This window comes from Metabacillus niabensis (assembly GCF_902829255.1).
GTDB lineage: Bacteria > Bacillota > Bacilli > Bacillales > Bacillaceae > Metabacillus > Metabacillus niabensis.
Genome location: NZ_CADEPK010000083.1, coordinates 1 through 12,739, shown reverse-complemented (window position 1 = coordinate 12,739; position 12,739 = coordinate 1). Strand labels below are relative to the sequence as shown.

Genomic DNA, 12,739 nt, shown 5'->3' with positions numbered 1-12,739 from the left:
TTTATAAACCCCGAATATATTCTATAAAGTAATTTAAACCAGTCTTAGGAAATCGATGATTCTTTTGCACCAACCATAAATCTCTTACAAGCTGTAATCCTTCAATCTTTACCTCTCGTAATACCCCGTATTTCAACTCTCTAAGTACGGTCAACTTTGGGAGAATACTTATTCCAAGCCCAGCTTCAACCGCGCTTTTAATCGACTGTGTACTTCCTAATTCCATCGAATTTCTAATTTGTTCAAGAATTTCTAATCTACTTAAAGCATCTTCAACGATTTGACGTGTTCCTGAGTCAGTCTCACGCCACAGCATTTTCTCCTCTGGTAGTTCAATTATGCTTATGCTCTCTTTCTTTGTCCACCGATGATTTGCTGGAACGATTAAGACCAATTCATCGTCTGCAAATTTTTCAGTGATTAGTTCTTTATTGCCAACTGCACCTTCAACTAACGCAACATCAACATCGTTATGCTCTAATTTAGTTAGTATAGTAGGTGTGTTTCTTACCGTTATGCTGAACTTAATATTCGGATAAATTTTGCTAAAGCTTCCCAGTATATCTGGCAATAGATATTCACCAATGGTTAAGCTAGTGCCAACATTTAGAACCGTCTCAGCCCGACCAGTAAGCTCATGAACAGCAGCAAACGATCTTTCTGTATAATCAATAATTTCCTTTGCATATGGATAGAGTACCTTCCCAGCCTCAGATAGCTTTAGCTTTCCATCCACTCGATCAAATAAGAGAGCACCATATAATTCCTCAAGCTGATGAATTTGTCTCGTTACCGCCGGTTGAGAAACAAATCCTAACTTTGCCGCCTTCGTAATACTACCTTCATCCACGACATGGCAAAACATTTTTAAGCTTTCAATATTCATCTCTGCTTCACCACCTTTTTCTATATTTTCATTATGTTTTCTTCGATTTAGGGAATCCTTAAAAAACAATAATTTCCTTAATTATTCAAACTACTTTGGATAAAATAGCATATCTTCTTTCTATTATTACTTTTATTAATACAATCATAATTTAAAAATTACTAAATAGGAGGTAAAGAAATATTACCCCCACTATCTAAATTATAGCTCAAAATCTTCATTAATTAATCTTTATATTTACACAATAATAGTAGCTTTTCTCAGCAGCATCCCATGGATGATAAGTATCCTGAAAAGTCATGAAAAGACATAGTTTGGAGAGATGGTCGATTCAAATAAATGACTTTATAGAATGTTGAATCAACACGTTTGAAGTAGCGATAGCGAAGATAGTAGGTTACCTCTATAAAATTACCTTACTTGCTTGCTTTAAAACACTTTTCCACATATATTAAATTTAACTTTGTTGACCCATGTGTATATCTGTTAGAAGATAACATAAAACACTAGTTTAGATACATCCGAAAACCAATAACAATTAATAAAACAGATAGCATTTGGAGTATTACTTTTCCAGGAATTTTTTTCGAGAGAAGTACACCAATTTGCGAACCAACAATCACTCCTAAACCACCCCAAAATACAGTCATCCAGTCAATACTGTTATAAAACATTTGGGAGATGACCCCAACTGAAGAGTAAAGAGTTAGAGAAAAAATAGATGTTGCGGTTGCTACATGTGTTGGTACTTTAAATCCATAAATTAAAATGGGAACAAGCAGCCAACCGCCTCCGATTCCCAAATAGCTAGATAAGACCCCCATTAGAAATCCGATTGGAAGAATAAATGTTATGGGAAGGTGACCCTTCTTATCTGTAAAAGGCGCTGAAACAGTTGATGTTGCTGCAACCTCATTATAACTTCCTTCTTTATTCATTAAATGAACCTTTTTCTTTTTTAAAATAGCTAAAGGTGAATTATTCGCAAATAAGAAAATTCCTAATGCAACTAAAATCGTTGCAAAAATGACGTAGAAATAGCTTGATGAATAGATTTGTAGTAGCCATACACCTAATAAGGAACCAGGAAGAGCGCCAATACTTAGTGTTAAACCTGTATGATAATCGATACGCTTTTGTTTGGCATAACCAATGACACCAGATAAGGAGTTAATTAATACGATAACAATTCCGGAACCAGCTGCTACCTTAGGATCCATATGAAACAATAGTAGAAGTGCTGGTACGAATATAAAGCCGCCTCCAGCTCCAACAATTGTTCCATAGCTCCCTGCTATTATACCGACTGCTAGCAGTAATAAACCTGTAGTAAGTTCCATCATCATTTCTCCTTTCCCTTATGCTTTAAGGCTATCAAAGGAATGGAGAATTGTATATTTGAATAATTTTATAGGCTATAAATAACTGTTATACCCACTAATGCAATCAGAATTATACAAAATCGATATAAGAGGATAAATTCAAGCCTTGGTAATATATTTTTCGAGGTTAGAAAATAGTTATTTTACTGAAAGAAACTAAAAATGAAAAGGATTCCTCATATTGAGAAACCCCTTATTTCTGCATTTTTGAGTATTAGTTTAAAAAACAAAATTCCTCTGCCATTCAAAAGATAATCTTTCACTAAAAACAATCTATAATTTACACTCGCTTCTTTTTTATCGCTTTACAATCATAACTCCATATCCATCTAATGATGTCTTCCCATTTAATTCCTCAGCTGTTAATAAATCTTTTCCTTCACTAATCTCTACTTCAACTTTTGTTGCATTGTGGTTGAGAACAAATAAGTATGAGTGACCGTCTTTCGTTCTTTCTGTGACCTCTACCCCTTTTGGTGCATCAAGCAAAGGTTTGATTTCCTTTTCCTCACACACTGTTTTGACGAAGTCCGACAAAAATGACGGGTCCGGGCATGTGCCTACGTAATATGCCTTTCCTTTTTCAAATGTGTTACGTGTAATGACAGGTGTACCTGCATAGAAATCTGATCCGTATTCAGCAAGAACTTGGGCACCTTCTGAATGGATGATATCAAACAATAAGCTACACTCATAGCTACCTGATAGACTGCCAGTTTCCTTTTTCATAACAATTTGATTTGTTACTTCAGGTGGCAGTGCATCGATTTCCTCTACCCAAATCCCGAGAAGATCTCGTAATTCTCCTGGATAACCGCCAAGAGTAACAAGGTCATGCTCATTCACAATGCCACTAAAGAACGTCGTTACAAACGTTCCTCCATTTTTCACAAACTCCTTCACCTTATCGGCATATCCTGTTTTCACCATATATAATACAGGTGCAAAGACGATTTCATACTTGCTTAAATCCTCATCAACACCGATCATGTCAACAGCTATATTTTCCTCATAAAGGGCTACATAATATTTATGAACTTCATTTACATAATCCAATGCCTTTGATGGTCCGCTTGATAATTCCGTTGCCCAGCGATTTTCCCAATCAAACACGATGGCTACTTTCGCTTGTACACGTGAGTCGAGCAATGCATCGGAAAGCTGTGCAAGCTCTTTTCCTAGTGTGGCTGTTTCGCGGAAAACTCTTGTATTCTCATGACCGACATGCTCTATAACGGCTCCATGGTATTTTTCACAAGCACCAACTGATCGTCTTAATTGGAAAAACATGACGGTATCCGCACCTCTAGCTACTGCTTGATAACTCCATAAGCGCATGACACCCGGACGCTTTAAAGAGTTATATGGCTGCCAATTTTGCTGGCTTGGTGTCTGCTCCATAAGCATAAACGGCTGGCCGCTTTTTAAGCCTCGCATTAAATCATGCCTCATCGCTGTAAAGCTTTCTGGTGTGTCATATGCAGGATAATTATCCCATGAAATAACATCCATCTCTTTGCCCCATTTAAAATAATCAAGCTCTTTATACGTTCCCATTAAATTAGTCGTAACTGGGATATTCGGATTATGTTTTTTTAAAGCATCCCTCTCTAGTTTATAGCACTCTAGTAAGCTATCAGATTGAAAAATTCGATAGTCTAAAGATATTCCTTGAAAATTTGTCGAGTCCCCATTCCACTCTTCACTTATAGCATTAGGAGGGACAATTTCATCCCACTCGTAAAACGTATGGCCCCAAAATCGTGTATTCCATGCTTTATTTAAGCTTTCTAAGCTTCCGTATTTATCCTGCAACCATTTTCTAAAGCCTTCAGCACAGTTGTCACAATAACAGTAGCCGCCGTATTCATTAGATACATGCCAAATTAAAACTGCTGGATGATCTTTATACCTTTCGCCTAATCTGTCTGCTATCTTTTCAGCATATTTTCGATAAGTTGGACTGTTTGGACATGAATTATGTCTGCCGCCAAATTTTCTTTTTCTTCCTTCATAATCAACTCTTAGAACATCTGGATATTTTTTAGCCATCCAAGCGGGGTGAGCACCTGTACTCGTTGCTAAACAGGTATATATTCCATTTTGATATAACCTGTCAATTTGTTCATCAAGCCATGAAAAGTCATACGTCTCTTCATTAGGCTGATTTAATGCCCAAGAAAACACATTTAATGTCGCAACATCGATCCCCGCAAGCTTGAACATTCGAACATCTTCATCCCAGTCCTCTTTTTCCCACTGCTCTGGATTATAATCCCCACCATACCAAATTTTTGGAAGTTTTTCGTTAATCATATCCCATCACCTTTTTCCTTTATATCATTATAATTACATTGTATACGATTACAAAATCGGAATATATATAATATAATGGAAAGCGATATAAGAAAAAGGAACTCTTTATACAATGATTTTCGGAAGGATGCATACCGATGAAAAAGCATGTTCTCATTCCCTTAAACGAAAATAAACTGCCGCTTTTTGTTGAAACAATTGGTTTCAATCCTGTACAGGAGACGATTACACGGCCAAATGGTTATCCATATTACCATTGGATTCAAACGGTCAGCGGACAAGGCTCTATCCTATTTCAGAATCAACAAATAAACCTTACTGCAAATAACGGTTTCCTCCTTTTACCTCATATGCAACATTCTTATAGAAATGAACAAAGTGATTCCACACCATGGGAAACACTCTATATCACATTTGGTGGGATGATGGTAAAAGAGATTTTAATTACACTTGAACTCTATCAATCTGCCTTTTTCCATTGGGAACAAGAGGCACCGATTTCAACATTCATTATGGACATATTAAAGCAAAGTGAAGAGACAACAGATAGCTTTAGCATTCGTGCTTCTTCCCATGTATATGAATTTCTCCTCCTATTAAAAAAATACGGTAAAACCTATAAGAGTAGTTTAAAAGAAACGAATAACTTAAATACTTTATATTCACTTATAGACTGGATGAAATCCCAGCTTTCGAATCCAGACGTTGGCCTAGATGAAATGGCGCTATTTATCAACACATCAAAACGGCATTTGAATTCATTATTTCAAAAGAACTTCCATGTAACTCCTTATGCCTATTTTGTGAATTTACGAATCCAGCAATCCAAAAAGCTTCTCCTAGAAAACAATGATACAACGATTGGAGAAATCGCAGAGCAAGTTGGTTTCCGTTCTACAAGCCATTTTGTCGCTACTTTTAGAAAAATGGTCGGAATTCCTCCTGAGAAGTATCGTCATCTCAACGGTGTTATTTAATACACGACTCTTTTATAAGCAAAAAACGCTAGATACAGTCTGATACTGATTCTAGCGTTAACGTTACATATGTACTTACATTTGCTCTTCTTTTGTTGGTCCCATAATACTAGGTACTTTTAGTCCGGCTTGACGTAGAAGTACTGTCATTTGTCCGCGATGGTGTGTTTGATGTTCGATGCATTTACTGAGCATCATGCCGCGAGGTGTTAATTGTCCAAAAGCCTCAACCTTTTCAACGATGCTTTCATCTGTTAATCCCTCTTCAACAGCCTTTTTCAATTCTTCAGATACCTTTTTATACGCATCAAGAATCTCACTTGCCTTGTTAGGTACAGTTTTCACATCACCTGGAACGGTAACATTCAAACCTATTTGTCCGGCAAAAAACGAAACACTTGTCACTAAATGCCAACCTAACCAGCCGAGTGTATTATGCCCTTCCACGATTGCTTGATTTAATTTTTCATCAGTTAAAGCCTCTAAAACACTAATCGTGCCGCTCGCTGAGTTAGACCAATCAAATAAAAAATCATTTACTGTTCTGTACATTGAATCACTCCTTTATTAGTTCCAATTATCAATTTTCATTATAATCATCTCAGGTTTTCATTTGCAATTTTTATGACTATTAAATAGTGATTATTTACTTTTTCTATTTCTGATAAAGAAATCAAACAGATCAATTAGCGATATACCGAAAATAAAAAAAGCTCCACTCCCTTTCATATCAAGGAATTGAAGCTTTATTCATTCATCACCTGTATAGGGACTTAAAATCTCATACTTTCCCAACCAATAGTCTATTTGTTAGAGCATCTAGACCGTTCTTTAATCTTTGTTGTGCCTCCTCATGAATGGAAAAGGAATCATCGACTCTTTCAATTTGCTTATCAACCGTATAAACCCCATTCAGAATATTCGTTGCTCCTAAAGCAGAAAGCACTGGATTTAATGCATATTCTATCGCTAAAAGATGTCCAAAGGAGCCTCCAATAACAAGTGGAAGTATTACCTTATTTTTAAATATCTTTTGTGGCAATAAATCAAGGTACGATTTTAATATCCCTGAGTAAGATGCTTTATACACCGGTGTTAAAATCATTACCCCAACTGACTGTTCTACAATTCGATTTGCTCTGTTTATTTCTGCACTGTCAAATTTTGCTTTAATTAGATCTTCCGCAGGTAATGTATGAATGTTAATAATCTCATACGTAATATTTTGTCTCTTAAGAATTGTTAGTGCATATTCTAAAATCCCATAAAGCCTAGACTTATCATTTGGTGCCCCTACAATAATAGAAATATCCGCCATTTTTCTCTCTCCTCATTTTTTATATTTTAGACGTAACTCTAGAAAAGACAGGTTATGCCTTCCCAGTTCATGATTCGGTTTTTCAAATTTAATAGAATAATAGCTCTTTGCTATCTGACAGTTTTCAGTTTAAATTGTTCAATAGTGACTAAACCTTCCACCTTGAAAATCTCTTTTCCAATTTAAGAAGTAAGAAATTAACAAACATTCCTAAAGCAGATATTGTTAATATTCCAGAATACATATATGCTATTTGAAAATTTTGCTGTGAGCTAATAATTAGATAACCTAGACCTGCTTTTGCCCCTATCATTTCTGCCGCTACTAAAACTAATATGGATGACGATGCTGCTAATCTTATACCTACAAAGATAGTTGGAACAGCAGCAGGTAAAATAACTTTTCGAAAGAGTTTAATAGGACTTAAAGCCATTGATTTTGCAGATTTAATAAATAAAGGGTCAACATTTCGTACAGCACTAATTGTGCTTAGTAGAATTGGAAAGGCACATGCATAGATAACAACAGCAATTTTAGATGCCTCACCTATTCCTAGCAATAGGATAAAAACAGGTAAGATCGCTAATGCAGCTGTATTTCTGAATGCTTCAAGAACAGGATTTGCTAAATCTGAAAAACGTTTAAACCATCCGATGAGTAACCCTAATGGAATCGCAATAATTGTCGCAATAGTAAAGCCAATAATTGAGCGAATAAGACTTGCGATGATGTGCTGTGATAGTTGACCAGACGTTACTAGCTCCCACCAACCTATTAACACCGTCGATAACGGTGGAAAAAAGGCTACCTCCACAAGTCCAAGTCTCGGAATGATTTCCCATAACACAAACAATAATAAAATCGAGAACGATTTCGTAAATAAATTTGTAAATAGTACAAGAATTTTCTTAGGATAATCTGTTAACAGCTGTACTCTTTTTGGTAAACGAATAATTTCTTCTGTATTAGCCATTTGCCTTTAGCCTCCCTTCATAAACCTTAAATAATTTGTTTCTCTAGCTCTTGAGCTTTATTCACTTCTGTATGCAGTAATGACCAAATTCGTTGACGGTATGCCCCAAAATCAGGTTGTGTGCGAATGTCTTCTTTTGATTCTAAAGCATTTAAAGGGATATCAATCACTTCTTTAATTTTGCCAGGTCGTGATGTCATAACCGCAACACGTTGACCTAAGTAAACTGCCTCATCTATCCCATGGGTAATGAATAGAATTGTTTTCCCTGTCTTTTTCCAAATCCTTAACAATTCTGATTGCAATGTTTCACGGGTTTGCGCATCCAATGCTGCAAATGGTTCATCCATTAGCAATACTTCTGGATTGTATGCTAGACTGCGAGCAATTGCGATACGTTGCTTCATACCACCTGAAAGCTCATGCGGGTATCGGTCTTCAAACCCTTCTAAACCAACTAGAGCTATATATTCCTTTGCTATATCAAGTTGTTGCTTTTTGTTATATCCCTTCTCCTCAAGCCCAAACGTTACGTTTCCTAACGCTGTAAGCCATGGAAAGAGAGCATATTGTTGGAAAACAATCCCTCGATCTAACGCAGGACCTGTTATTGGTTTCCCATCGAGTTTTATTAAACCATTTGTAGGCGTTGTTAACCCACTTAATAAATCGAGCAATGTTGATTTTCCGCAACCACTAGGACCGACAAGCACCATAAATTCGCCTGTTTTGATTTCAAGATTCACATTGGAAACCGCTGAAAATACCTGATGAGCAGTGCCTTTACCCCTTTTAACAGAAAATGATTTCGTAACATCTTCAATTTTAATTTTTACGCTCATATTTAAGCCCCTTTCTTAAACGATTCTTAGCTTGCTTTTATTCCTTAACAAAAGGATTAAATTCATTTGTATAAACCTCTTTAGGAGATAGCTTTCCTTTTTCTAAAAATCCATCATTTTCTAACCAATCGATCCATACTTGAAATTCCTTTTCTAAAATCTGTCCTCCCTGTGATTCAATCCCAGTCGATTTCCAATAAGGAATTAATTCAGTATCTTCATTCCGATTACGCTTCTCTATAATTTTTTTCATTCTCTCTCTTACTTCTTCAACAGGCGTTACTTTTGCCCATTCGATCGCTTTTGCTGTACCTTCGACAAATTTAGCCACTGTTTTTGGATTTTTCTTAATAAAATCGTCTCTAAAGACAAGACTTCCAGCTGTAAAGGAACCGAATAAATCAGTATCTTTAAACAACGGACGAATTCCACCTCGCTTTAATGCTTTTTCTTGGATAACTCCTCCAAGTGTTGTTGCATCCAGTTGCCCAGAGCGTAACGCCTGTTCACCGCTAGCAGGCGGAATGACAACTAAATTGACCTGCTCAATTTCTTCCTCTGTTAGCCCTTCTCTTCGTAAAAATTCAACAATGGCAAATTCATGATGAGCTCCCAATGTGTTAACACCTATTTTTTTGCCAATTAAATCTTTTGCTTCCTTAATTGGACTATCCTCTAGAACATAGTAGCCACTATATGTTTGTTCATCTGAGCCGTAATATCCTATAACAGCCGTAATCGGTGCACCAGCTTCCTTCAATTTGAGTATTGCACCGTTAAAGGCTCCTCCAAAATCAATACTATTACTTACAGTTGCTTGGATGTTTTCCGGACCACTAGTTGAATTTCCTGTCCATTCAAGCTTCAATGGCTCAAGATACCCTAAATCCTCAGCTAATTCCCAAAATGTCACTTGTCCTGTTGACCCTGAATAACGTAATGTATCAACTTCTAGTTCGTTTTCTCCAGAATTATCTTTTCCAGTGCTGCTATTTGCTTGATTACTACACCCTATTACAAAAATTGAAAGTATTAGGACATAGAAGCTAACTGTAACCACCTTTGTTATCGAGTTCATCTTTATTTTCCCCTTCCATATATCACACAATATACCTATTAACCTAGCTGTTTACTTGGTTTAAAGTCAAAATAAGATGTTTTTATCCAATTGAATGCTCCTTACTAAATGAAGATAACGGTCGCTTTAGTCCAAGATGATCTCTCAATGTATTCCCATTGTACTCAGTTCTGAACAATCCACGTTTTTGTAGTTCTGGAATGACTTGCTCAACAAAATCATCGAGTCCACCTGGTAGATATGGTGGCATAATGTTGAACCCATCTGCTGCTTCATTTTCAAACCACTCTTGTAATTGATCTGCTATTTGAACAGGTGTTCCTTTAATCTCTCTATGTCCTCTTGCCCCTGCAATATGTTGATATAGTTGACGGATTGTAAGCTGCTCTCTGTCTGCAATATCCTTGAGTAGCTGAAACCTACTTTTACCTCCGTTTATTTCTGAAATATGAGGTAGATCTGGTAAAGGTCCATCAACAGGATATGGTGACAAATCATAGCTGATAAGTGATGATAACAATCCAACCCCTGCCTTTTCTGGTATTAGCTCTTTTAATAAAGCTTGCTTTTCATTTGCTTCTTCCTCCGTTTTCCCGACAATCGGAAAAACACCTGGCATAACTTTCAAGTCATCATGTGAACGTCCATACTTAGATAATTTCCCTTTTACATTTTTGTAAAAGTTTTGTGCCTCCTCGATTGTTTGCCAGGCAGTAAAAATAACTTCAGCAGTTTTTGCTGCTAACTCAATTCCTGCTTCAGATGAACCAGCCTGAACAATTACCGGGTGTCCTTGAAGAGGTCTTGACACATTTAAAGGACCTTTTACCGTGAACCAATCCCCATTGTGATTCACTTCATGGACCTTTGATGGTTCAGCAAATCTTCCAGCTTTTTTGTCTACAATTATTGCATCGTCTTCCCAGCTATCCCATAGCTTTTTCACTACATCTACAAACTCTTCTGCACGTTCATATCGTAAGCCATGTTTTAGATGCTCATTTCGATTAAAATTTAATGCTTCTGCATTTTGTCCTGATGTCACAACATTCCATGCGGCACGTCCCCCACTTAAATGGTCAAGTGAAGCAAATTTTCTCGCAACATGAAATGGCTCATTGTATGTCGTTGATACCGTTGCTGTTAAACCGATTTTAGTTGTTACTGCTGATATTGCTGCCAATAAAATAAGTGGGTCAGGTCTTACAGTTACGGTATGTTCAATTGCTGATTGAAGCTTGTCATTAATTGCATATCCATCCGCAAAGAAAATCATGTCAAACTTTCCCTTTTCCGCTTGTTCTGCAAGACGTTTATACAGGTGAAATTGTTGCACATCTTCTGCAGCACTTTCTGGATGTCTCCATGCTGCAACATGATGACCAGGAATCATAAAAAATGCCCCCAGCTTCATTTGTCGATTTGATTTACTCATTTTACAAACACTCCCCTTTTAATGAATAAAAGCAATTGTAATTAACAAATAAAGACTCCTCCTAATTCGGAAGAGCCTTCGGTTTACCGATCAGCATAAGTCCTATTCATCTACGTTGATGACGAGAATTCACCCCCTTAAAAATTGTTGTATTTCGTCAGAGCAAGAAGGCCCTTACCTTTAAATATGTAAAGGATAAGAGCCTCTAGTGAACTAGTCGGACAATAATGGTATTTTTTGGTATTTTTATATTATCATCAAAGTGCCCTGTTTTCAATCTGATTTTACAGTTTTCTTTATGAAAACTATCATTACAATTCAACAGCTTTTTCTTCCAAGGTTTTCTGTATAAATTGATGTGTATATTTGACAATATTGTCCTTGTCATTGTCCATTGATGCGACATGATAGGAATTATGGAGTGTAATAACCTTTTTATGAATAGAACTAATGTGTTGGTAGATAAAATCCGTATTTTCAGGTGGTACAACATGGTCTTCAGCTGATTTAAAGCATACTGTGGGATTAGTTATTGCTTGTAGAAATTCTGGCGTTTTTTCCATAAGCAATTGCAGTTGGTTTATTGATTTAATCGGAACCTTGTTATATGTTATCTCATAGACATTCTCTTGCTTAATATCTGGTTCTGATTCATGAATATACTTTGGCATTGTTTTTCCAATCCATTTTTCATAATTCGGGACATTTAATGCAGCATTAATAAGGACTAATCCATTAATATCCTTATATTTTTTTGCCATCCAAAGTGCTAATGTTCCACCCATTGATTGACCAATAACGAAAATAGATGAACATGTTTCTTTTAATAATTTATAATTGATTTCAAGATCTAGTAACCAATCCTGATAGGATGATTTTTCTAAATCCTTATAATGAGTACCGTGCCCCTTTAGCCTTGGTGCACAAACCGTATATCCTAAATGAAATAATTTTTCTCCTATATATTGTACGCTTTGAGGAGTCCCCATAAATCCGTGGGAAAGCAGCAAGCCTATATCATTTCCTTTAAGAAAAAAGGATTCCGCTCCTGTTATCACTGGAAATTTTTCCTTCATGACTCTTCCCCCTAAAATCATTATTTTCCACTGCCTCTTCTTCATTTATATAAGAAGAAATGAAGATATTTAACGCTTTCGTTAGTCCCCCATGTCCAAATCTTATATATTTACTAGATTCAGCTTTATCCTTATATTTATTTGAGACAAAATCCAAAAAGGCAAGAATATAAATACGTCTGTAAACTACATCGATGATTCCATACTTAAAGAACCAATCATCAATCGCATTATAAACACCACGATTAATCCTATACTGTTGATTACATATATTATAGAAACTAAGGTCAGGTAGATTGAGCGAAGGTGTTATATGCAAGGCTGTTTTTATATGTTGCTGCTGCCTATTTAATAAGTTAGAAACGCTCCTTTGCATAACATATTACCTCCTTTATGTTTCTCAATTTTTTTTAAAAGATGAACTAACTATAATTAAAAGGCTAACCTTAATTACGG

The 12,739-nt window shown here is 36.2% G+C and carries 12 protein-coding genes; 1 reads left to right on the top strand and 11 read right to left on the bottom strand.

All coding sequences use genetic code 11. The features are described from left to right. Position 1 precedes the first annotated feature (1 nt). The 3 genes from HU235_RS08880 to HU235_RS08870 form a co-directional block, all read right to left on the bottom strand. Positions 2-886 (bottom strand): LysR family transcriptional regulator, encoded by an 885-nt coding sequence (locus HU235_RS08880; protein ID WP_145580651.1) that lies wholly within the window; start codon positions 884-886, stop codon positions 2-4. Positions 887-1,392: 506 nt separating this feature from the next. Continuing rightward, positions 1,393-2,226 (bottom strand): sulfite exporter TauE/SafE family protein, encoded by an 834-nt coding sequence (locus HU235_RS08875; RefSeq protein WP_174879982.1) that lies wholly within the window; start codon positions 2,224-2,226, stop codon positions 1,393-1,395. Positions 2,227-2,565: 339 nt separating this feature from the next. Further along, the gene (locus HU235_RS08870) at positions 2,566-4,584 is read right to left on the bottom strand and encodes a beta-galactosidase (protein WP_174879981.1); all 2,019 of its coding nucleotides are present in this window, start codon (positions 4,582-4,584) and stop codon (positions 2,566-2,568) included. 137 nt (positions 4,585-4,721) lie between these two features. On the opposite strand from HU235_RS08870, the gene HU235_RS08865 reads away from it, so the two are divergent. Next, positions 4,722-5,561: an AraC family transcriptional regulator gene (locus HU235_RS08865; protein ID WP_174879980.1), complete on the top strand. Its 840-nt coding sequence runs from the start codon at positions 4,722-4,724 to the stop codon at positions 5,559-5,561. Between the two features lie 75 nt (positions 5,562-5,636). Here HU235_RS08865 and HU235_RS08860 read toward each other — a convergent pair whose 3' ends face one another. From HU235_RS08860 to HU235_RS08825, 8 genes are all read right to left on the bottom strand, one after another. Beyond that, entirely contained in the window at positions 5,637-6,113 is a 477-nt protein-coding gene (locus HU235_RS08860) for a DinB family protein (protein WP_145580655.1), read from the bottom strand. A 229-nt stretch (positions 6,114-6,342) separates the two neighbouring features. Then, positions 6,343-6,879 carry an NADPH-dependent FMN reductase gene (gene ssuE / locus HU235_RS08855; protein ID WP_095298399.1) on the bottom strand — a complete coding sequence of 179 codons (537 nt, stop codon included), beginning with the start codon at positions 6,877-6,879 and terminating at the stop codon, positions 6,343-6,345. 148 nt (positions 6,880-7,027) lie between these two features. Further along, positions 7,028-7,852 carry an ABC transporter permease gene (locus HU235_RS08850; protein WP_174879979.1) on the bottom strand — a complete coding sequence of 275 codons (825 nt, stop codon included), beginning with the start codon at positions 7,850-7,852 and terminating at the stop codon, positions 7,028-7,030. Positions 7,853-7,878: 26 nt separating this feature from the next. Continuing rightward, positions 7,879-8,694: an ABC transporter ATP-binding protein gene (locus HU235_RS08845; RefSeq protein ID WP_174879978.1), complete on the bottom strand. Its 816-nt coding sequence runs from the start codon at positions 8,692-8,694 to the stop codon at positions 7,879-7,881. A gap of 37 nt (positions 8,695-8,731) precedes the next feature. After that, positions 8,732-9,772 carry an ABC transporter substrate-binding protein gene (locus HU235_RS08840; RefSeq protein WP_174879977.1) on the bottom strand — a complete coding sequence of 347 codons (1,041 nt, stop codon included), beginning with the start codon at positions 9,770-9,772 and terminating at the stop codon, positions 8,732-8,734. 82 nt (positions 9,773-9,854) lie between these two features. Further along, entirely contained in the window at positions 9,855-11,207 is a 1,353-nt protein-coding gene (locus HU235_RS08835; protein ID WP_174879976.1) for an LLM class flavin-dependent oxidoreductase, read from the bottom strand. A 311-nt stretch (positions 11,208-11,518) separates the two neighbouring features. After that, a complete protein-coding gene (locus HU235_RS08830; protein WP_174879975.1) occupies positions 11,519-12,283 on the bottom strand; it encodes an alpha/beta hydrolase in 765 nt (254 codons plus the stop codon). After that, the gene (locus tag HU235_RS08825) at positions 12,234-12,659 is read right to left on the bottom strand and encodes a hypothetical protein (RefSeq protein ID WP_174879974.1); all 426 of its coding nucleotides are present in this window, start codon (positions 12,657-12,659) and stop codon (positions 12,234-12,236) included. Before HU235_RS08825 ends, HU235_RS08830 begins: the two co-directional genes overlap by 50 nt. Positions 12,660-12,739: the final 80 nt, after the last annotated feature.